Origin of the sequence: Paraburkholderia ginsengisoli NBRC 100965 (assembly GCF_000739735.1) — a bacterium.
Classification (GTDB): domain Bacteria; phylum Pseudomonadota; class Gammaproteobacteria; order Burkholderiales; family Burkholderiaceae; genus Paraburkholderia; species Paraburkholderia ginsengisoli.
In genome coordinates this window covers 104,484-124,754 of record NZ_BBJF01000023.1, presented here as the reverse complement: position 1 = coordinate 124,754, position 20,271 = coordinate 104,484, and the positions used below count along the sequence as shown (strand labels likewise).

18 protein-coding genes are annotated in these 20,271 nt (G+C 64.4%); 13 read left to right on the top strand and 5 right to left on the bottom strand.

Annotated elements, in window-relative coordinates:
• Positions 1-97: 97 nt before the first annotated feature.
• The 4 genes from BGI01S_RS26240 to msrQ all read left to right on the top strand — a co-directional run bounded on the left by BGI01S_RS26240 (position 98) and on the right by msrQ (position 5,467).
• On the top strand, positions 98-2,311 hold the full coding sequence (locus BGI01S_RS26240) for a cytochrome c biogenesis protein ResB (protein WP_042329242.1): 2,214 nt from the start codon (positions 98-100) through the stop codon (positions 2,309-2,311).
• A 4-nt stretch (positions 2,312-2,315) separates the two neighbouring features.
• A complete protein-coding gene (ccsB, locus tag BGI01S_RS26235; protein ID WP_042329241.1) occupies positions 2,316-3,527 on the top strand; it encodes a c-type cytochrome biogenesis protein CcsB in 1,212 nt (403 codons plus the stop codon).
• A gap of 197 nt (positions 3,528-3,724) precedes the next feature.
• A complete protein-coding gene (msrP, locus tag BGI01S_RS26230) occupies positions 3,725-4,720 on the top strand; it encodes a protein-methionine-sulfoxide reductase catalytic subunit MsrP (protein WP_042329240.1) in 996 nt (331 codons plus the stop codon).
• A gap of 9 nt (positions 4,721-4,729) precedes the next feature.
• Positions 4,730-5,467 carry a protein-methionine-sulfoxide reductase heme-binding subunit MsrQ gene (msrQ, locus tag BGI01S_RS26225; protein ID WP_042329239.1) on the top strand — a complete coding sequence of 246 codons (738 nt, stop codon included), beginning with the start codon at positions 4,730-4,732 and terminating at the stop codon, positions 5,465-5,467.
• A gap of 119 nt (positions 5,468-5,586) precedes the next feature.
• Here msrQ and lysA read toward each other — a convergent pair whose 3' ends face one another.
• The gene (gene lysA / locus BGI01S_RS26220; RefSeq protein WP_042329238.1) at positions 5,587-6,849 is read right to left on the bottom strand and encodes a diaminopimelate decarboxylase; all 1,263 of its coding nucleotides are present in this window, start codon (positions 6,847-6,849) and stop codon (positions 5,587-5,589) included.
• A gap of 8 nt (positions 6,850-6,857) precedes the next feature.
• Entirely contained in the window at positions 6,858-7,214 is a 357-nt protein-coding gene (locus BGI01S_RS26215) for a lipoprotein (protein WP_042329236.1), read from the bottom strand.
• A gap of 35 nt (positions 7,215-7,249) precedes the next feature.
• On the opposite strand from BGI01S_RS26215, the gene cyaY reads away from it, so the two are divergent.
• Positions 7,250-7,567 (top strand): iron donor protein CyaY, encoded by a 318-nt coding sequence (gene cyaY / locus BGI01S_RS26210; RefSeq protein ID WP_042329235.1) that lies wholly within the window; start codon positions 7,250-7,252, stop codon positions 7,565-7,567.
• A gap of 143 nt (positions 7,568-7,710) precedes the next feature.
• Here the strand turns inward: cyaY and BGI01S_RS26205 are convergent, their stop codons facing one another.
• The gene (locus BGI01S_RS26205) at positions 7,711-10,107 is read right to left on the bottom strand and encodes a penicillin-binding protein 1A (protein ID WP_042329234.1); all 2,397 of its coding nucleotides are present in this window, start codon (positions 10,105-10,107) and stop codon (positions 7,711-7,713) included.
• A 254-nt stretch (positions 10,108-10,361) separates the two neighbouring features.
• Between BGI01S_RS26205 and pilM the strand changes: the two genes are divergently transcribed.
• The 7 genes from pilM (at position 10,362) to BGI01S_RS26170 (ending at position 17,740) form a co-directional block, all read left to right on the top strand.
• Positions 10,362-11,354 (top strand): type IV pilus biogenesis protein PilM, encoded by a 993-nt coding sequence (pilM, locus tag BGI01S_RS26200; RefSeq protein WP_042329233.1) that lies wholly within the window; start codon positions 10,362-10,364, stop codon positions 11,352-11,354.
• Entirely contained in the window at positions 11,351-12,064 is a 714-nt protein-coding gene (locus BGI01S_RS26195; protein WP_042329232.1) for a hypothetical protein, read from the top strand. Before pilM ends, BGI01S_RS26195 begins: the two co-directional genes overlap by 4 nt.
• The gene (locus BGI01S_RS26190; RefSeq protein WP_042329231.1) at positions 12,061-12,981 is read left to right on the top strand and encodes a hypothetical protein; all 921 of its coding nucleotides are present in this window, start codon (positions 12,061-12,063) and stop codon (positions 12,979-12,981) included. The genes BGI01S_RS26195 and BGI01S_RS26190 overlap by 4 nt, the downstream gene beginning before the upstream one ends.
• Positions 12,978-14,723, top strand: coding sequence for a type IV pilus secretin PilQ (locus BGI01S_RS26185; protein ID WP_084585504.1), 1,746 nt, complete (start codon positions 12,978-12,980; stop codon positions 14,721-14,723). The genes BGI01S_RS26190 and BGI01S_RS26185 overlap by 4 nt, the downstream gene beginning before the upstream one ends.
• Positions 14,724-14,829: 106 nt before the next feature.
• A complete protein-coding gene (locus BGI01S_RS26180; RefSeq protein ID WP_084585503.1) occupies positions 14,830-15,381 on the top strand; it encodes a shikimate kinase in 552 nt (183 codons plus the stop codon).
• Complete coding sequence (gene aroB / locus BGI01S_RS26175) at positions 15,381-16,466, top strand: 3-dehydroquinate synthase (RefSeq protein WP_174447447.1); 1,086 nt, start codon at positions 15,381-15,383, stop codon at positions 16,464-16,466. Before BGI01S_RS26180 ends, aroB begins: the two co-directional genes overlap by 1 nt.
• A 71-nt stretch (positions 16,467-16,537) precedes the next feature.
• Complete coding sequence (locus BGI01S_RS26170) at positions 16,538-17,740, top strand: deoxyguanosinetriphosphate triphosphohydrolase (RefSeq protein ID WP_042329227.1); 1,203 nt, start codon at positions 16,538-16,540, stop codon at positions 17,738-17,740.
• Positions 17,741-17,907: 167 nt separating this feature from the next.
• On the opposite strand, the gene BGI01S_RS26165 is transcribed toward BGI01S_RS26170, so the two are convergent.
• Together BGI01S_RS26165 and BGI01S_RS26160 are read right to left on the bottom strand one after the other, a co-directional pair.
• On the bottom strand, positions 17,908-18,288 hold the full coding sequence (locus BGI01S_RS26165; protein WP_042329225.1) for a DUF883 family protein: 381 nt from the start codon (positions 18,286-18,288) through the stop codon (positions 17,908-17,910).
• 347 nt (positions 18,289-18,635) lie between these two features.
• The gene (locus BGI01S_RS26160; protein WP_042329223.1) at positions 18,636-19,361 is read right to left on the bottom strand and encodes an OmpW/AlkL family protein; all 726 of its coding nucleotides are present in this window, start codon (positions 19,359-19,361) and stop codon (positions 18,636-18,638) included.
• Between the two features lie 187 nt (positions 19,362-19,548).
• Between BGI01S_RS26160 and BGI01S_RS26155 the strand changes: the two genes are divergently transcribed.
• Positions 19,549-20,256: a transposase gene (locus BGI01S_RS26155; protein WP_042329221.1), complete on the top strand. Its 708-nt coding sequence runs from the start codon at positions 19,549-19,551 to the stop codon at positions 20,254-20,256.
• Positions 20,257-20,271 lie beyond the last annotated feature (15 nt).

Below are 20,271 nucleotides of genomic sequence, written 5' to 3'. Positions count from 1 at the left end.
CAACCGGTCCGGCGAGGCCGGTACCAACAAGAAAAGGGTGAGGGCGTCGCGCGTACGACAGCCCTTCACCCTTTTTTGCTGTTCAGTCGGAGTTTGAATGAGCGTTACCACGTCGGGTTTGCAGTCGAAGTCGGGCAATCGCGTCTTGCGCAGCGTCGTCGAAGTCTTGAGTTCGATGCGTTTCGCCATTGCGCTGCTCGTGATCCTGTCGATCGCCAGCATCATCGGCACCGTCCTCACGCAGGACGATCCGTATCCCAACTACGTCAATCAGTTCGGCCCCTTCTGGGCGGACATCTTCCGCTCGTTGAGCCTGTACACCGTGTACAGCTCGTGGTGGTTCATGCTGATTCTCGGCTTCCTGATGGTGTCCGTGTCGCTGTGTGTGATCCGCAACGCGCCGAAGATGGTCGCCGACGCGAAGAGCTGGAAGGACAAGGTCCGCGAAGGCAGCTTGCGCGCGTTCCATCACAAGGGCGAGTTCGCGGTGCACGGCACGCGCGCGCACACCTCGGCGCTGCTCGCCAAACTCTCGGCGAGACTCGGCTACAAGTTCGTCACGCGTGAGTCGGAAGGCGCGACGCTGATCGCCGCAAAGCGCGGCGCGCTGACCAAATTCGGCTACATCTCCGCCCATCTTGCGATCGTCATCATCTGCCTCGGCGGCCTGCTCGACAGCAATCTGCCGATCAAGCTGCAAATGTGGCTGTTCGACAAATCGCCGATCCGCGCGAACACGGTGATCAACGAGATCCCGCCGGAACATCGCCTGTCCGAATCGAACCCGACGTTCCGCGGCTACGCGTGGGTGCCGGAAGGGCAGCATGTGTCGACCGCGATCCTGAACCAGCCCGATGGCTCGCTGATCCAGGACCTGCCGTTCTCGATCGAGCTGAACAAGTTCATCGTCGATTACTACTCGACCGGCATGCCGAAGCTGTTCGCGAGCGACATCGTCGTGGTCGATCACAAGACCGGCGCGCGCGTGCCGGCGCGCATCGAAGTGAACAAGCCGTTCACTTACGATGGAGTGTCGATCTACCAGTCGAGCTTCCAGGACGGCGGCTCGCAGATGCAGATGACCGCTTACCCGATGACCGGCGCAAGCGCGAAGACCGCGCCGTTCGGCGGTGCGATCGGCGGCAATGCGCCGCTCAGCACGGCCACGCCGCTCGCCGACGGCCAGACCGTCGAATTTACCGACTTCCGCGCGATCAACGTCGAAAACGTTTCGAACGGCAGCGGCCAGAACGATGCCCGCGGCGTCGCCGCGCATCGCTCGCTGAAAGAGGCGTTCGACGAGCGCCTCGGCTCCGGCGCGAAGACGTCGAAGCCGCTCGATCTGCACAACGTCGGCCCGTCGGTGCAGTACAAGGTGCGCGACAAGGACGGCCAGGCGCGCGAATACAACAACTACATGCTGCCGGTCGACGTCTCGGGCGAGAAGATGTTCCTCGCCGGCATGCGCCTGAATCCGGACGATCCGTTCCGCTATCTGCGCATCCCCGCCGACACGGGCGGCACGGTCAAGGAATGGATGAACCTGCGCGCAACGCTCGCCGATCCGGCCATGCGCGCGAAGGCCGCGCACCGTTTCGCGCTGCGCTCGGTGCCGGGTTCGAACGCCGAGTTGCAGCAGCATCTCGAAGAAAGCGCGCTGCGCGTGCTGACCCTTTTCGCCGGCGCCGACAGCGCGATCAAGCTGCCGAACGGCCAGCCGGTCGGCGGCTTCCAGGCGATCGCCGGTTTTATCGACCATTCGGTGCCAAAGGGCGAGCAGGAAAAGGCAGCGGGCCTGCTGCTGCGCATGCTGGAAGGCGCGACTTGGGATCTATGGCAATTGTCGCGCGAACGGCTCGGCGAGCCCGAGGCGCAAGCGAACGCGGAGGCGAGCCGCTTCGTGCAAAGCTCGATCAACGCGATATCCGACAGCTTTCTGTATGGATCGCCGGTCTACTTGCAGCTTGACTCCTTCAAGCAGGTGCAAGCTTCGGTATTTCAGTTGACGCGCGCGCCGGGCAAAAAAGTCGTGTATCTTGGCAGCCTGCTTCTCGTGTTAGGCATCTTTTCGATGTTCTACGTCCGCGAACGGCGCCTCTGGTTCTGGCTCAAAGATACCGATCACGGCACCCAGGTCGTGATGGCGATGTCGAGCGCGCGCAAAACGCTCGACTTCGAAAAAGAATTCGTCCAGACGCGCGACGCCGTAGGCGCGGCGCTGGGCGCGAAGCTCACCGAAGCACCTGGCGCCTCCGGCCAGCCCGGCAGTGCAGGCGACCCGCCCGCAAGCTCACAAGATTCGACCCGGTAAGATCATGGACTTGACTCAGGTTTCCTCATCCTCCTCTTCCGCCTCGCGGCCCGACAAGTCGTTCGCGGGCGAGACGCTGAACGTCGCGCAGTACGACGAGCGGCCGTTTCTGAAACGGCTGGGCATCGTTGACTGGCTGTTTGCCGTCGCGATGGTCGCGGGCGCCGGGTTCGCGCTGTCGCGCTATTACCCGTTCATGAATTACTACGACAAGCTGGTGCTGGTGTGCGCGGTGCCGGTCTTCGTCGTGCTCGGCTGGCGCTGGAAGCCGGTGCGTCCGCTGATGGTCGGAATCGCGGCGCTGTCGCTGCTGGCGATCCAGATATATCAAGGCGATCTCGGCCGCGCGGACACCGCGTTCTTCCTCAAGTACTTCCTGTCGAGTCAGTCCGCGATTCTGTGGATGAGCGCGCTCTTCGTGTTCGCCACCGTGTTCTATTGGATCGGCCTGCTGTCGCGCTCGGCGACCGGCGCGGCGATCGGCTCAAAGATGACATGGGCGGCTGTCGTGATGGGCTTCGTCGGCCTGATGGTGCGCTGGTACGAGTCGTACCTGATCGGCGCGGACGTCGGCCATATTCCCATCTCGAACCTGTACGAAGTGTTCGTGCTGTTCAGCCTGATCACGGCGCTCTTCTATCTGTACTACGAGCAGCACTACAACACCCGCGCGCTCGGCGCGTTCGTGCTGCTGGTGATCAGCGCCGCCGTGGGTTTCCTGATGTGGTACTCGGTTTCGCGCGACGCGCAGCAGATCCAGCCACTGGTTCCGGCGCTGCAAAGCTGGTGGATGAAGATTCACGTGCCGGCGAACTTCATCGGCTATGGCAGCTTTGCGTTGTCGGCGATGGTCGCGGTCGCGTATCTCGCGAAGGAGCGCGGCGTCCTGGCGGACCGCCTGCCGGCGCTCGACGTGCTCGACGACGTGATGTACAAGTCGATCGCCGTCGGCTTCGCGTTCTTCACGATCGCGACGATTCTCGGCGCGCTGTGGGCTGCGGAAGCATGGGGCGGCTACTGGAGCTGGGACCCGAAGGAAACGTGGGCGCTGATCGTCTGGCTGAACTATGCGGCCTGGCTGCACATGCGCCTGATGAAGGGCCTGCGCGGCGCGGTTGCGGCATGGTGGGCGCTGACCGGCCTGCTGGTGACGACCTTCGCGTTCCTCGGCGTCAACATGTTCCTGTCGGGCCTGCATAGCTACGGCAAGCTGTAAGCGGTACCGGTCCGAACCGGGCAAGAACCGCCGTGTGCTTCGCACCGGCGGTTTTTTTTCGGCTGACGGAATATCGGCTGCATCCAATGTGTTCGTCCTCACAGTACCTATGGGATCAGCGGACGCACGTCCGGACGAGCGATCATCACTATGCCCCGTAAGATGCACAGACCGATGGGGTGGCAAGGAGCGGCACGATGTGGATCAAACGAAGCGACAGAACGCGACTGATCGGCGACGACATCGCCCGCAGCGAAATCACGCCGCAGCGCGTCTTCGAGAACCGGCGGCGCGTGCTGCAAGCGGCTGGCGCGGTGGCGCTCGGCGGTTTGATCGGCGCGAGCGGCGAGGCGCTCGCCGCGTACTCGGCGCAGGACCCGAAAGCGCAGAAGCTCGCGGCGAAGACCAACAGCAGATTCGTCGCGCTCGACCGGATCACGCCGTACAAGGACATCACCACGTACAACAACTTCTACGAGTTCGGCACCGACAAAGCCGATCCCGCGCACAACGCCGGGACGCTGCGGCCGCATCCGTGGAAGGTGAGCGTCGAGGGCGAGATCAGGAATCCGAAGGTGTACGACATCGACGAACTGCTCAAGCTCGCGCCGCTCGAAGAGCGCGTGTACCGGCTGCGCTGCGTCGAAGGGTGGTCGATGGTGATTCCGTGGATCGGCGTGCCGCTGTCGGAGTTGATCAAACGCGTGCAGCCGACCGGCAACGCGAAGTACGTGCAGTTCATCACGCTGGCTGACCCGTCGCAGATGCCGGGGCTGTCGACGCCCGTGCTCGACTGGCCGTATTCCGAAGGCCTGCGCATGGACGAAGCGATGAACCCGCTGACGCTGCTGACGATGGGTCTCTACGGCCAGGTGCTGCCGAATCAGAACGGCGCGCCGGTGCGTGTCGTCGTGCCATGGAAATACGGTTTCAAGAGCGCGAAGTCGCTGGTGAAGATTCGCTTTCTCGACAAACAGCCGCCGACCAGTTGGAACACGTACGCATCGAGCGAGTACGGTTTTTATTCGAACGTGAATCCGAATGTCGATCATCCGCGCTGGAGCCAGGCGACCGAGCGGCGCATCGGTGAAGACGGCTTCTTCACGCCCAAGCGCAAGACGCTGATATTCAATGGTTACGGCGATCAGGTCGCGTCGCTCTATCAGGGCATGGACCTGAAGAAAAATTTCTGAGGCGCAACGATGGCTTCCGATACGCAACCAGCTGTCCCGACCGAGCGCAATGCGGGGCGTGCGTCAACGGCTGCGCCCACAGCAACGGGAAAGACAGCGGCGAACGCGGCCGCGACAGCGAAGCGTCCCGCAGGCGGCGCGCACTGGATCGTGCCGGTGAAAATCGCGGTGTTTATCGCGGCGTGGTACCCGCTCGCGCGCATCGTGTTGTTCGGCATGACCGACCGGCTCGGTGCGAATCCGATCGAGTTCATCACGCGCTCGACGGGTTTGTGGACGCTCGTGTTTCTCTGCATCACGCTGGCCGTGACGCCGTTGCGCCGGCTCACCGGCGTTGCAGCGGTCGTGCGCTTTCGGCGCATGCTCGGCCTCTACGCGTTCTTTTACGCGGCCCTGCATTTCACCACGTACCTCTGGTTCGACAAATGGTTCAACGTGGCGGCCATTCTGAAGGACATCGGCAAGCGGCCGTTCATCACGGTGGGTTTCGCCGCGTTCGTGTTGCTGATCGCGTTGGCCGTGACGTCGCCGCGCGCGATGGTGCGCAAACTCGGGCGTCGTTGGCAGACGCTGCATCGCGCGATCTATGCAATCGGCGCGCTCGCGATCCTGCATTTCTGGTGGATGAAGGCGGGCAAGCACGATCTGCTGTTGCCGAAGATCTACGGCGCAATCATGGTCGTGCTGCTGGGATGGCGATTGATTGTCTGGCTACGCGACCGCAAGCCGAAGCTGAAGACGCGTTGAAGATCACCGCGCGTTGCAGCGCAAAGCACAGCGCACAAATAGAAAAAGGCGATGCCAACGCGGCATCGCCTTTTTTTCGTGTTGCCGCTGCGCACGGTTAGCGCGCGCCAAACTACCGTTTACACCGGCAAGATCGTTTCACCCGCAAACAGCTGCTTGACCTCTTCGCGTGCGCGAACCACATGCGCCTGTGTACCATCGACCATCACCTCGGCCGCACGCGGGCGCGTGTTGTAGTTCGAGCTCATCACGAAGCCGTAAGCGCCGGCCGAGCGGATCGCCAGCAGATCGCCCGGTTCGACGGCCAGCAGGCGTTCGCGGCCGAGCCAGTCGCCGCTTTCGCAGACCGGGCCGACCACGTCGTACACATGAGCCGGCACGTCGCGCTTCACGACCGGGTCGATCGCGTGATACGCCTCGTACATCGCGGGGCGCGCGAGATCGGTCATCGCCGCGTCGACGATGGCGAAGTTTTTCTCCGCGCCCGGCTTCAGAAACTCGAGGCGCGTGAGCAGCACGCCCGCATTGCCGACCAGCGAGCGGCCCGGCTCGAAATACACTTCGCGATGACCGTGACCGCGCGCTTCGATGCGATCGAGCACGGTGCGCACAAACTCGCCGATCTCCGGCGGAGTTTCGTCGTCATACGTAATGCCGAGACCGCCGCCCACGTCGATGTGGCGAATCTTCACGCCGTCCTGTTCGATCTGCTCTACCAGTTCCAGCACCTTGTCGACCGCGTCGAGATACGGCGCGACTTCAGTGATCTGCGAGCCGATATGGCAGTCGATGCCGACCACGTCGAGATTAGCCATCGCAGCAGCTGCCTGATACGTGGCGCGCGCGTCCTCGAAGGCAACGCCGAACTTGTTCGACTTCAGCCCGGTGGAAATATACGGATGCGTTTTGGCATCGACATCGGGATTCACGCGCAGCGACACCGGCGCCTTCTTGCCCATTTCGGCGGCGACCGCGTTCAGGCGATCGAGCTCCGGAATCGATTCGACGTTGAAGCACTTGACGCCGGCCGCGAGTGCGTCGCGCATCTCGTCCGCATGCTTGCCGACGCCGGAAAACACAGTGTTTTCCGCTTTGCCGCCGGCCGCCAGCACGCGCGCCAGTTCGCCGCCCGACACGATGTCGAAGCCGGCGCCGAGACGCGCGAACACGTTCAGCACCGCGAGATTGCTGTTGGCCTTGACGGCCACGTGCACACTCGCGCGACGGCCGGCGCAGGCACCCGCATACGCGTTCCACGCTGCGGTGAGCGCGGCGCGCGAATACACGTACAGCGGCGTGCCGAACTGTTCGGCGAGAGAGACGGCGGACACGCCTTCGGCGTGCAATACGCCGTCGACGTAGTCAAATGCGGATCGAGTCATGCGAAAGTCTATTGAACGGGGGTGACGGCAGAAGCAGGCAGCGGAGCGGCAGTGCCGGATGCGGCGGAAGCGGGCGGCGTGGCGAGTTCGGTTTCCGGCGCCAGCGAGAGCGGCGTGCCCGAGGTATCCGGCACGGAACTCTGGTCGGTGGCGGTGTCCGGCGTGGCTTGCGTCTCGTCCGGCGGCGGCGTTTGCGTGCGGGAGGCCGGCGGAGCCGGCAGCGGCGGCACGGTCGGCAAATAGAGCGAACCGCGTTGACCGCAACCGGCGAGCGAGCCACCGAGTGCGCAACCTGCGAGAATGGCCAAACCCGCTACAATCGCGCGGCCGGGCACCGCCGCGCGCATCCGAGATACGACTCGCATGACTGTCCCTGAATAAATAATCGATGGAGTTTAGCATGTCCGATAGTGATTACCTGACCCGCGCGGAGGCTGCGCTAGCCGCCATCGAACGTGCGCTGGACGACACCGACGTCGACATCGAACTGGAGCGCAGCGGCAACGTGCTGACGCTCGAATTCGAGAATCGCTCGAAGATTATCGTCAACCTGCAACCGCCTATGAGCGAGATCTGGATCGCGGCGAAAGCGGGCGGTTTTCACTTCCGTTTCGTCGATGGCGAATGGCGCGATACGCGTAGCGGCAACGAGTTTTTTGCCGCGCTGTCGGAATATGCGACGCAGCAGGCCGGCGAGCCGGTGCGCTTCGCAGCGTAATTTGAGCCGCCGTCGTGCGCGCTCGCGCGCGTCAGCGCTTGAATGAGCGCCCGCGCGCAGCCAATCGACCGCCCAAAACAAAACCGCCGCGCATCGGAAGATGTGCGGCGGTTTTGTTTTTCTCAGCGGCGTGAGACGAACCGTCAGTGTCCGCGGAACAGATTCATGATGTCCTGCTTCTCCTGCTCGCCAACCTGCTCGGGCGCAGCCGCTGCCGCGCTCGCCTGAGCGTCGAGTGTCGCCTGACTGACGCCGACCGTCGACACGAACCCGTGCCCCGGCGTGAAGTCGTCGAAGTAAAGCTCCGAGCCGATCTCGGTCACGTCGTCGGGGCGAGCCATCTTGTATTCGGGCACGCCTTTGAGCGCGCGACCCATGTACTCGATCCACACCGGCAACGCGAGGCCGCCGCCGGTTTCCTTGTCGCCGAGACTGCGCGGGTTGTCGTAGCCGATCCACGCAATTGCCGTGAGCGTGTGCTGATAACCGGCGAACCACGCGTCGCGTGAATCGTTGGTCGTGCCCGTCTTGCCGCCGAGATCGGTGCGCTTGAGCACATTGGTTTTCGCGCCCGTGCCGCGCTGCGCGACGCTTTGCAGCAAGCTGTTCATCACGTACGCGTTGCGCGGTTCGATCGCGTGCGGCGCGCTTTGCGCAGCTACCAACGGCTGCGCGTGCGCGACCACAATGCCGCGCTGATCGGTGACTTCGGCGATCAGATACGGATTGATGCGATAGCCGCCGTTCGCAAACACCGAGAACGCGCCGGCCATCTGCAACGGCGTGACGAGACCCGCGCCGAGCGCCATCGGCAGATACGCCGGGTGCCGTTCCGCGTCGAAGCCAAAGCGCGTGATGTACTGCTGCGCGTACTTCGTGCCGATCTGGTTCAGGATGCGGATCGACACGAGGTTCTTCGACTTCTGCAGCGCGGTGCGCATCGTCATCGGACCGTCGAAGCCGCCGCCATAGTTCTTCGGCTCCCACGCCTGGCCGCCGGTTTCGGCGGCGCTGAAAAAGAGCGGCGCATCGTTGATCACCGTGGCCGGCCCGAGTCCTTTTTCGAGCGACGCCGAATAGATGAACGGCTTGAAGCTCGAACCCGGCTGACGCCACGCCTGGGTCACGTGGTTGAACTTGTTCTTGTTGAAGTCGAAGCCGCCGACCAGCGCGCGAATCGCGCCGTCCTGCGGAATCACCGAAATGAACGCGCCTTCGACTTGCGGCAGTTGCGTGATCGACCAGTCGCCATCGTCGTTCTTCACGAGACGGATAATCGCGCCGGGCCGCACACGTTGATTCGGCTGCGCGCGCGCACCGAGCGCGAACTGCGCGAAGCGCAGGCCGTCGCCCTGGATGGTCGCGACGTTGCCGTCGATGAACGTGGCCTGCACCTGCTTCGGACTCGCCGCGGTAACGACCGCGGCGATGATCTCGCCGTTGTCCGGATGTTCGAGCAACGCGTCGTCGATTGCCTGTTCGCGGTCCTCCTGATCGGACGGCAGATCGATGAACGCCTCCGGTCCGCGATAGCCGTGGCGTCGCTCGTAGTCCATCAGCCCTTTGCGCAGCGCGCGGTAGGCGACGTCCTGATCGGCGGAGTCGATCGTGGTCACGACGTTCAGGCCGCGCGTGTACGCTTCTTCGCGATACTGCGCGTACATCATCTGCCGCACCATTTCCGCGACGTACTCCGCGTGCACGCTGAACTCCTTGCCCGCGCCCTTGACGACGAGCGCCTGTCTGCTTGCCTCGTCGTATTGTTCCTGCGTGATGTAGTGCAACTCGTACATGCGCTCCAGGATGTACTCCTGACGCACCTTCGCGCGCTTCGGATTGACCACCGGGTTATACGCGGACGGCGCCTTCGGCAGACCGGCCAGCATCGCCGACTCCGCCAGCGTCAGATCTTTCAGGTCCTTGCCGAAGTACACGCGCGCCGCGCTGGCGAAACCGTACGCGCGCTGGCCGAGATAGATCTGATTCATGTACACCTCGAGAATCTGATCTTTGGTCAGCTTCGACTCGATCTTGTACGCGAGCAGCATCTCGTAAATCTTGCGCGTGTAGGTCTTCTCGCTCGACAGGAAGAAGTTGCGCGCCACCTGCATCGTGATCGTGCTGGCGCCCTGGGTGGCGTGGCCGTTCGTCAGCGCGACGAAGCCCGCGCGGGCGATGCCGGTGAGGTCGACGCCGCCGTGATCGTAGAAGCGCGCGTCTTCGATCGCGAGGATCGCCTTCTTCAAACTATCGGGCACATCCTGGATATGCACGATGTCGCGCCGCTCCTCGCCGAATTCGCCGATCAACACATGGTCCGCCGTATAGATGCGCAACGGCACCTTGGGCCGATAGTCGGTCAGCGCATCGAGCGAAGGCAGATTCGGCGTGGCGACGACCAGCGCATAACCGAGCACCAGCAGTACGCACAGAATGCCCGCGACGATCAGACCGACGAAGCCCAGGATCAGCTTGAGCCATAGCGGAGTTTTGCGCTTCTGAGGCGCGGGCGGCGGGGACGTAGGAGACGTGGATTGCATATGTGCACCAAAAAACAGTCCCGCGATTATAGCCGCCTCGCTTTTCAGCTTTCGGCGCGCTTACGAAGCGTGCTGTCGGGTTGGCGCGCGCGGCGCGGAAGTGACTTCACTGTAGTCGTTTTGATCGCGCGCGGGGTGTGCGCCACTCAACGTTAGCCATTCGGCTGAGTGTCGCGCGGCGGCGCGGCTACGCACAATTCTCCTTCGTTACTCGCGTTCGAATGGTTCGTCGCGTGAGTCAGAGGGAGGGCGTGATGGGGTTCAGAAATTCGTGGCTTCAAGCAGTGCGTTCGGGTCGGCAGCGTTTCGCCGCCGGTATCGATGTGGGTTCGCAAAACGTGCGTCTGGTCGTGCTGAGTCAGCGTTCGCGCGCACGCGGCGCGCTGTATCTCGAATACGTCAGCACCGTGCCGCTGGCCTGTGGTGCGATGGCCGGCACCGAGATCGCCGACCGTCAGGCGGTGGCGCGTGCGTTGCGCGATGCGTTCGCCAGCTTGCCGCGCGCGTGTGCGACGCACGCATTGCGATGTGCGATGGCCGTGCCCGCGTCAGCGACGTCGACGACGACCGTGCCGTTCGCGCGACTTGCCGCGCAAAGCCACTGCGCGGAAGACGGCGGGCATGATCTGGCCGAACTGGAGCCGGCGGTGATGGGCGAGGCGGAGCGCATCGCGGGAATCGAGCGGCACGCGCTGGCGGTCGACTGGTTCGTCGATGAAGCGCCGTCGCCGATCCGCTCGGTGAAGATCGCCGCCACCGCGCGCCAGCATCTCGAAGCGCGCATGGAATGCGCGGCAACTGCCGGCATCTCGCTGAGCGCGATCGACGGCGAGCCGCATGCGGCGTTGCGCGCGATGCGCTACGCGGCGAGCCGCGAGCTCGATCCGCTCGAGCCGTATGTGGCGCTATGGATCGGCTCGGATGGCGTGTACGGCTGGCGCATCGTCGACGACAGCATTGCCAGCGAAATGCGTTATCCGGCGCCCGAGCACACGGACCTCGCCGACGCGTTGCGCGATCTCGCCTACGGCCCCGAACTCGACTGCGCGTTGGTGAGCGGCGAAGTCGATCTGCTCGACGGCGTGGGCTTCTCGCTCGCGGATATCGGGGACGTGTTGGGCTGCACGGTGCTGCCGTTCGAATGCGCGCCGCTGGCCGGCCTCATGCGGCCGCTGAGCGACGACCTGTTGCACGAGCCGGCCGGCGCGGTTGCGTTCGGGCTCGCGTTGCGCGGGGTGATCGAATGATGCGCGAACCTGTGCTGTTGAATGCGGCGGGCTCGCGGGTGGCGGGTTCGTCGCGCTTCGTTCGGCCGTGGCTCGGCGGTTTCAATCTGCTGCCTTACCGGCAACGCAATGCGCGGCTCGCGCGGCGTCTTCGCGTGTGCGAATGGATCGCCGCCGTGTTCGCGGGCTGTGTCGCGCTCCTCGCGTTGGCCGGGTGGCAGACATTCGAGAAAGCGCGCCTCGATGCGCAACGCGCGTCGATCGAACATGTCCTCACACAACTAGCCACGCCGCTCGCGGAGCACGCCAGCTTGCTGCGCGCGCAGGACGAGATGCGCAAGCACGCGGCGCGCGCGACGAGCGTGTCCGAGCCGCTCGCGCATCTGCTCGATCTGCTCGAGGCGCTGAGTTTCGAACCGGGCGATGGCGTGCTGCTGCGGCAAATGCGTCATCGCGAGCACGAGACCGAGTTGCTGGCGACGTCGCGCGGAAATCTCGCGTCGGCGGAATGGCTCAAGCGGCTCGGTGCGATCCGCGGAGTGAAGGGCGCGGAGATGAGCGACCTGCATCGCCCGACAACGCGCGGCAGTTCGCCCGTGGATGAAAGCGTGAGCGGTCCGGTCGAGTTCGGCGCACATCTGCGCTGGGACGAACCGGCGCCCAAAGCCGCCCGCCCAGCTGCTGCCGCTGCGCGTCCTGTGAAGTCCAAACCATCGGGAGGTGTGAAATGAGTACGATCTTTGTCGAATCGGGCGGCGCGGCGAGCGCGCCATTCTCTCCCGCCTATTGGCTCAGGCGGTTGCGTGTGCCGCTCGCGGCCTGGAGCCTGCGCCGCCGCTGGCTGGCTGCGCTGCTGATCGGTGTGCTGGTGTTTGGGCTGGGCGCGCATGGCTGGATCGTTGCCGATCTCAGCGGGGTCGAGGCGAGCCGCGTGGCGTTGGCCGCCGGGGTTCAGCGGCTTGCGAAAGCGCGGCGCTCGCTCGCGCAATTGCCTTTGTTGCGTCGCGCGGCCACGGGCAGGCCGGTCGTCGCGCCGGCCGCTTCGTGGAGTTCCGCCGACGACGTGCGCATCGTGTCCGAATTGGCAGCCGAGAATCGCGTCGCGTTGCTCGCGCTCGAACCGGGCGCCGCCAGCGGCGAAGGCATCGAACGCATGCGTCCTTTGCAACTCACCGCGCACACGGATTTCGTTCATCTGATGGCGTTTTTGCACGGCCTGTCGGACCTGCCGGTGCTGATCGTCCCCGTCGATGTGACCGTCAAACAGGAAGCGACGGCGTTGTCGGTGAGCGCGACGCTGCGCGTGTTCAGTGCGCTGCGGCCCGCTGCGTCGAATGACGCCGCGCACGCGTTCGACGACGCGAGCCTCGATGCGGACGACGACGAAGACATCGTGTTCTTCGATCCGTTCGCGCATCCACAGATGCAGGCCGCCGGCGAGCTCCCCGAGTTGTCGCAATTGCGCCTGGTCGGCGTGCTGCGCGATCGCACACGTGGGCTGGCCCTGCTCGACACACCGGATGGCGCGACGACCGTCGCGTCCGGGCAGCAGCTTGGCGCGGAGCGCGTCACGCGGCTCGACGCGCTCGGCATTACGCTCGCCAAAGGCGGCACGACGCGCACGCTCGCGCTGGCGGAGGCTTCATGACGGAAAGATTGGCGAAGCCTTTGCTCGCGAACTGCGCGGGCGCCCGCTCCAAGCGTGCATCTCTTCATGGCCGCGTGCGTCCCTGGTTGCGAACGTGCATCGGCCTTTGCGTCAGTGCCGCGCTAAGCGGCGGGGTCGCGCAGGCTTCGGCGCCACCGCTGCCACTACTGCCGCCGTTGCCGGACTCGATGCCGCTCGACGACGCGGTCGCGCCCGCCGATCCCGCGTATGGCGCAGCGCCGTTGCCGCGCGGGGTATCCGCCGACGTGCCGAACCCGTTTCGCGACGAGACAGCCGAGGACTCCGGCGTAGCACGAACGGCCGCGCAGTCGGCCAATGCCAACGCCAATCCGGACGACTTCGCCGCGGCGGCCGAAGGCTCCGTGCCGCTGGGCGCAAAGCAGGCGGCGGCCGCGACGCGCGACGATGCCGGGGGCGGCGCCGCTGCGCTCGAAGGTCCGCCCGTACCGCTGCCGCCGCGTGTGCGCCTGAGCGACGCGCCGCGAACCTCCGCCGACGCCGGACTGGCCGCCGACGACAAACCGATCTCGCTGAACTTCCAGCGCGCCGAACTCGGCGCCGTGCTCAAGGCGTTCGCCGAGTTCACGGGCTTGAACATCGTCGCGAGCGAAAGAGTGCGGGGCGCCGTGTCGCTGCGGCTCGACAAGGTGCCTTGGCGCACCGCATTCGATACCTTGCTCGACGTCAACAATCTGGCGATGGAGCGTCACGGCAATGTAATCTGGGTCGCGCCGGTTGCGGATCTCGCCGCGCGCGAGCGTCAGCGTTTCGAAGCGCACGCGCGAGCCGCCGATCTCGAGCCGCTCGCAAGCCGCACCTTCGAGCTGCACTACGCGCACGCCGAGGACGTGCGGCGTCTGTTGACCGGCTCGGGCGCGCAGCGCGTGCTGTCCAAACGCGGCGCCGTGACCGCCGATCCGCGCACCAATCTGCTGTTCATCACCGATCTCGCGGGGCGGCTCGAACAGATCGCGGCGCTGCTCGTTTCCCTCGACCGGCCGACCCGCCAGGTGTTGATCGAAGCGCGCATCGTCGAGGGCGATCACGGCTTTTCACGCAATCTCGGCGTGCGGCTCTCACTGGCCGCCACCAGCACCGACGGTACGGCGAAAGGCCTGAGCGGCGGCACGGACGGCACCGTCTACGATTTGTCGGCTCGCCCGATCTCCGGTTTCGATGTCGCCACCGCCGGGCTCACGTTGTTCGCGGCCGGGGCGACGCGGCTCCTGAACATCGAATTGAGCGCGCTCGAAGCCGAGGGGCGCGGGAAAATCATCTCGAGCCCGCGGGTGGTCACGGCGGACCGGATGAAAGCGGTAGTCGAACAGGGCACCGAGCTGCCGTATCAGGCCAAGGTAGGGCAAGGCGTGTCGGGCGTGCAGTTCCGGCGGGCCACGCTCAAACTGGAGGTCGAGCCGCAAATCATGCCCGACGGCCGTGTGGTGCTGGACCTCGATGTCGCCAAGGACAGCGTCGGCGAGCAGACCGATGCCGGGCCCGCGATCAACACCAAACACGTGCAAACGCGCGTCGAAGTCGAGGATGGTGGTACGGTGTCGATCGGCGGAATTTACGCGTCCGATGACCGGGACGATGTGACTCGGGTGCCTGTCCTGGGCAAAATACCGGTTTTGGGCGCGCTTTTCCGCAATCGGGCGCATCGCGATCAGCGCAGCGAACTGGCTGTATTCATCACGCCGCGCGTCGTCCCGATAAATTAGGGGCGGGCCGCCGCCGCGCGCCAGCGGCGGCGCGCAGGCTCGACAAGGCAGCCGCTTTGCCAGTAAGCTGCGGCACGAACCATACCGGATTAGCCAGAGGACACCGTTGCAAGCGCGGGACGCACACGCCAATGTATTTTTTGTAGGTCTCATGGGGGCAGGGAAAACCACCGTGGGCCGGGCCATTGCGCGCCGTCTCGATCGCCCGTTCTTCGATTCCGATCATGAAATCGAGGCGCGCACGGGCGCGCGTATTCCGGTGATCTTCGAGCTGGAGGGCGAAGCGGGCTTCCGCGAGCGCGAGGCGAGTGTGATTTCCGACCTCACGGGGCGCGACAATATCGTGCTGGCCACCGGCGGTGGTGCGGTGCTGCGGCCGGAAAACCGCGCGGCGCTGCGGAATAACGGCGTGGTGATCTATCTGCGCGCCAATCCTCATGACCTGTGGCTGCGCACGCGGCGCGACAAGAACCGTCCGCTTTTGCAGACCGAAGATCCCAAAGCGCGCCTCGAAGCGCTCTACGAAGTGCGTGATCCGCTGTACCGCGAATGCGCACATTTCGTGATTGAAACCGGCCGGCCTTCGGTCAACGGACTCGTCAACATGGTTCTGATGCAGCTCGAGATGGCCGGCGTCGCCAAACATCCTGCGTCATAATGGACCATATGATTACCGTCAACGTCGAACTGGGCGAGCGCGCCTACCCCATCCATATCGGTGCCGACCTGATCGGCCGGACCGCGCTGTTCGCGCCGCATATCGCCGGCAGCTCGGTCACCATCGTCACGAACACGACGGTCGACCCGCTCTATGGCGACACGCTGCGCGCGGCGCTGGCGCCGCTCGGCAAACAGGTGTCGACGGTCGTTTTGCCGGATGGCGAAGCGCACAAGAATCTCGAAACACTGAACCTGATCTTCGACGCGCTGCTCGGCTCGCGCGCCGATCGCAAGACGACGTTGATCGCGTTGGGCGGCGGCGTGATCGGCGACATGACGGGGTTTGCCGCGGCCTGCTACATGCGCGGCGTGCCGTTCATCCAGGTGCCGACCACATTGCTGTCGCAAGTGGATTCGTCGGTGGGCGGCAAGACCGGCATCAATCACCCGCTCGGCAAGAACATGATCGGCGCGTTCTACCAGCCGCAAGCCGTGATCGCCGATATCGGCGCGCTGCGCACGCTGCCCGCGCGGGAACTGGCGGCGGGTGTCGCCGAAGTGATCAAGACCGGTGCGATCGCCGACGCCAGTTTCTTCGACTGGATCGAAGCCAATGTCGACGCGTTGAATCGCTGCGAACCCGCGGCGCTCACCGAAGCGGTCAAGCGCTCGTGCGAGATCAAGGCGTCGGTGGTGGCCAAGGACGAGCGCGAAGGCGGACTGCGCGCCATCCTTAACTTTGGCCACACGTTCGGTCACGCGATCGAGGCCGGCCTCGGCTACGGCGAGTGGCTGCATGGCGAGGCGGTCGGCTGCGGAATGGCGATGGCGGCGGATCTGTCCGTGCGCCTCGGTTATCTCGACGATGCGGCGCGTCGCCGTCTGGTCGACGTGATCGTCGCCGCGCATTTGCCGACCAAAGCGCCTGCGCTCGGCGAAGCGCGTTACGTCGAACTGATGCAGGTCGACAAGAAGGCGGAAGCGGGCGCGATCAAATTCATTCTGCTCAAGCGTTTCGGTGAGACGCTGATCACCCAGGCACCCGACGCCGAGGTGCACGCCACGCTGGCCGCCGCCGTCTAGACAAGACACAGCGCCAAGCCACGCATCGCGCACCAGCGTCACGAGGCGCCGCCCATGTTTCGGAGAACCCGGTGACTGACAGGCGCAGCGACGTTGTACAGCATGACCCGGCAGACATGGCGACGATCGCCGTGCCGACCCAGGACGCACTCGAAGCGCATCTCGCGCCGTACGCGGCGCATTCCGCCCAGTCGAGGGGCCGCCGTTATCCCGAAGCCGCGCCCAGCGCGCGTACCGAATTCCAGCGCGACCGCGACCGCATCGTCCATTCGACGGCGTTTCGCCGGCTCGAGTACAAGACTCAAGTGTTCGTGAATCACGAGGGCGATCTCTTCCGCACGCGTCTCACGCACAGTCTCGAAGTCGCGCAGATCGCGCGTTCGGTGGCGCGCAATCTGCGCGTCAACGAAGATCTCGTCGAAGCGATTTCGCTTGCTCATGATCTCGGGCATACGCCATTCGGCCATGCCGGCCAGGACGCGCTCAACGAATGCATGCGCGAGCATGGCGGCTTCGAGCACAACCTGCAGAGCCTCGCCGTGGTCGACGATCTCGAGGAGCACTACGGCGCGTTCAACGGTCTGAACCTGTGCTTCGAAACGCGCGAGGGCATCCTCAAGCATTGCTCGCGCGAAAACGCGCGACGGCTCGGCGCGTTGGGCGAGCGTTTTCTCGAAGGGCGGCAGCCGTCCATCGAAGCGCAGATCGCGAATGTCGCCGATGAAATCGCGTACAACAACCACGACGTCGACGACGGTCTTCGCTCAGGCCTGCTCACGGTCGAGCAGCTCGCCGAAGTGGAGTTGTGGCAGACGCATTACGAAACGTCGCGGCGCGATTATCCGCAGATCGAAGGGCGCAGATTGATCCATGAAACGGTGCGCCGGATCATCAATACGCTGGTCGTCGATCTGATCGATACGACGCGGCAAAACGTGGCCCGCCACGCGCCCGCCTCGCTGGACGCCGTGCGCGCCGCGCCCCCGCTCGTCGCGCACAGCGACGCGATTGCCGCGCAGGCCGCGGCGCTCAAGCGCTTCCTGTTCAAGAACCTGTATCGCCACTACCGCGTGATGCGCATGGCCAACAAGGCGCGGCGCGTCGTGGTCGGACTGTTCGACGCGTTCACGGATGACCCGCGGCTGTTGCCGCCGAGCTATCAATCGGCGGACGTGACGCAGCAGTCGCGCCTGATTGCCCACTACATCGCGGGCATGACGGATCGCTATGCTGTGAAGGAGTATCAGCGGCTGTTCGTGATCGACGACAACTAGGAAGAGACGCTAGTGCGCGTCGGCGCCAGGCGCGCGCCGGTGGTGCAATCGCGCACCCGTCATCCTGGTCGATCAACGGAGGTCGAGGCCGCCAAAAAACACGGCGACTCGACTCTCACTCAGCGCAGCGTCAACGAGTGCAACTCGAACGCGCGCTGAAGTGCATCTCAGCGCAACCGCGACGCGAACAGCGCGCCCGCGATCAGCGCCACTCCGCCGACGATCGCAATCGTCTGCCACGGATTTTCATGCACGTACTCGTCGGCGTCGGAGATCGCGACTTCGGCGCGTTCGCGTACGGCGTCGCGGGTGTCGTTCAGGCGGGCGCGCGCGGCGTCCAGCTGTTTGCGCAACTTGCCGCGCAATGCCGCGGCGTCGGCCTGGGTACCGTCCGCCAGCGTGGATTCGAGTTCGCCCAACAGCGTGCGCAACTCGCCTGCGATGTCTTCAGCCGCATGGCGGCTGTGGCGGGCGATGCGCCGCGCGCGGCGGCTCGTGCTGGTCCAGGATTCGCCGAGGGCGTCTCTCGTATTCGGAAGTGCTGTCATGGTCGCTCCGTCGATGAGGGTGAAAAGGTTCACGCGTTGTCACCGAGACGCAATCGCGTCACGACGCGGAAACACCGTGAGAACGCAACTTCAATGCCAAACCCGTAGAAGCCTTGTGGGCGTGGCGCGGATCAACAAACCTCAGCAGATATTGCACGAGCCGGGCCGATTCCGGGTCAAATTTACAAATGCTCACGCGTGTCAACGAGCAACCTGCGACAGACGGCTCGCTACTCGTCGCTATAGGCGCCAAATAAAAAACGCCGTCATCGGATAGGTGACGGCGTTTGTCCAAGCCACGAAAATTCGACTACCCTAGCTCTACGGTCCCTCAATTTCACGAGGCGTTAGAAACGGTAACCGATGTTGACGTAGCTAACGATCGGGTTCAGCTTGATCTTGGTTTGCGACTGCACGTTCAGCGTGCCGACCGGCGTGTTCGCGGCAGTGTTCAGCTTGGCCGTGGTGCTGAGCGGCAGATACGAGATCGAGACGCCCGCGAACCAGTGCTGGTTGAACGCGTAGGTAAAGCCGGCATTAAACACCGGCTCCCACGAACTATCCGTTGAGACGCTGGTCGGACCATGCAGGACGTTGGCTTCGAATGCGCCGTTGGTGATCTTTTCGTCCGTGAACCAGATCCGGCTCACACCGACGCCGAGATACGGACGGAATGCGGCGGTCGGCGCGTTGAAGTAGTACTTGAACAGCAGAGTCGGGCTCCACTGTTTTGCCTGGCCCAGTTTGCCGAATTGTTCGAGGCTGCCCGTGCCGTTCAGATCGAAAGAAGGCGGATAGCCGATCACGAATTCGGTTGCGATGTGATCGGTGACGAAGTAACCGGCAGTGAAGCCGATAGTGTCGGCTGAACTGAGCGATGCGCCGGTGTTGGGTTCAGTGATGTTGGTTGGGCTGCCTCCGATGCTTGTCACTCTCAACGGGTCGCTGCTCGATTGAGGCGCAAGATGGAACCAACCCGTCGTGACGTAAAAGCTGCCGGCCGATTGCGCGTGCGCTGCCGTTGTCATGCAGGCTAGCGCCGCCATCCCCGTTACGGCCTGTTTTAATTTCATATGTGCTCCTCCAAAAAAGGCCCGCTCATTATGACGAGAACGTTTGAAACAAACCATACGCGGCGGTTAGAGCTTTCTCCCTAAGCACCGCGCGGTTTCTGGCTTAGCCGCGCCGCGCCGAACCTTGAGCGCATGCGGTTCTTCGGACCTTCGGGTATGTACCAACGCGACTATTGGATACTCCAGCATGGCACGGCTTGCACGTCTTTATGTCCCTGACCAGCCGCAGCACGTCATCCTTCGCGGGCTCGACCAGCAGCCCGCCTTCGTCGACGACCAGGACTACGAACTCTTCATCGACTGTCTGAAAGCGGCTTCTCGCGACCATCACCTTTCGATCCACGCGTACGCATTGATGCCGGGCGCCGTGCAACTGCTCGTCACGCCGACCGAGGAGTCGAGTTTGCCCAAGGCAATGCAGGCGGTGGGGCGTCGCTACGTCGCGCACTTCAACCGGCGCTACGCGCGCCGCGGCACACTCTGGGAAGGCCGCTACCGGGCCACGGTGATCGAAGGCGAGCGCTACTTCCTGCTCGCGAGCCGCGTCGTCGAAATGTGCCCGGTGCGCGCGCAGCTCGTCAGCGCGCCGGAGGACTATCGCTGGTCGAGCTACCGCCACCACATCGGGCTCACGCTGGACAGCCTGATCACCGACCATCCGTTGTACTGGTCGCTAGGCAATACGCCGTTCGAGCGGCAGCGCGCGTATCGCGAATTGTGCGAACAGCCGCTCGACGAGCGCGAAGCCAGCCAGCTTCAGCAGGCCACGCTAAAAGGCTGGGTGTTGGGCAGCGACACGTACCGGGAATGGGCCGCGCGGGCGGCAAATCGGCGCGTGTCGCCGCTGCCGCGCGGCCGGCCGCGCAAGGTGCGCGAGACGCCGCATACGCAATAAAGCGTTTCGCATCAA

What these genes read in the sequence shown, in the direction of transcription:
- msrP (WP_042329240.1), top strand. Translation starts at nt 3,725, where the DNA reads ATGTGGATCAAACGAAGCGACAGAACGCGACTGATCGGCGACGACATC.
- BGI01S_RS26190 (WP_042329231.1), top strand. Translation starts at nt 12,061, where the DNA reads ATGAGTACGATCTTTGTCGAATCGGGCGGCGCGGCGAGCGCGCCATTC.
- lysA (WP_042329238.1), bottom strand. Translation starts at nt 6,849, where the DNA reads ATGACTCGATCCGCATTTGACTACGTCGACGGCGTATTGCACGCCGAA.
- BGI01S_RS26185 (WP_084585504.1), top strand. Translation starts at nt 12,978, where the DNA reads ATGACGGAAAGATTGGCGAAGCCTTTGCTCGCGAACTGCGCGGGCGCC.
- BGI01S_RS26195 (WP_042329232.1), top strand. Translation starts at nt 11,351, where the DNA reads ATGATGCGCGAACCTGTGCTGTTGAATGCGGCGGGCTCGCGGGTGGCG.
- ccsB (WP_042329241.1), top strand. Translation starts at nt 2,316, where the DNA reads ATGGACTTGACTCAGGTTTCCTCATCCTCCTCTTCCGCCTCGCGGCCC.
- BGI01S_RS26160 (WP_042329223.1), bottom strand. Translation starts at nt 19,361, where the DNA reads ATGAAATTAAAACAGGCCGTAACGGGGATGGCGGCGCTAGCCTGCATG.
- BGI01S_RS26155 (WP_042329221.1), top strand. Translation starts at nt 19,549, where the DNA reads ATGGCACGGCTTGCACGTCTTTATGTCCCTGACCAGCCGCAGCACGTC.
- BGI01S_RS26215 (WP_042329236.1), bottom strand. Translation starts at nt 7,214, where the DNA reads ATGCGAGTCGTATCTCGGATGCGCGCGGCGGTGCCCGGCCGCGCGATT.
- aroB (WP_174447447.1), top strand. Translation starts at nt 15,381, where the DNA reads ATGGACCATATGATTACCGTCAACGTCGAACTGGGCGAGCGCGCCTAC.
- BGI01S_RS26240 (WP_042329242.1), top strand. Translation starts at nt 98, where the DNA reads ATGAGCGTTACCACGTCGGGTTTGCAGTCGAAGTCGGGCAATCGCGTC.
- pilM (WP_042329233.1), top strand. Translation starts at nt 10,362, where the DNA reads ATGGGGTTCAGAAATTCGTGGCTTCAAGCAGTGCGTTCGGGTCGGCAG.
- msrQ (WP_042329239.1), top strand. Translation starts at nt 4,730, where the DNA reads ATGGCTTCCGATACGCAACCAGCTGTCCCGACCGAGCGCAATGCGGGG.
- cyaY (WP_042329235.1), top strand. Translation starts at nt 7,250, where the DNA reads ATGTCCGATAGTGATTACCTGACCCGCGCGGAGGCTGCGCTAGCCGCC.
- BGI01S_RS26165 (WP_042329225.1), bottom strand. Translation starts at nt 18,288, where the DNA reads ATGACAGCACTTCCGAATACGAGAGACGCCCTCGGCGAATCCTGGACC.
- BGI01S_RS26205 (WP_042329234.1), bottom strand. Translation starts at nt 10,107, where the DNA reads ATGCAATCCACGTCTCCTACGTCCCCGCCGCCCGCGCCTCAGAAGCGC.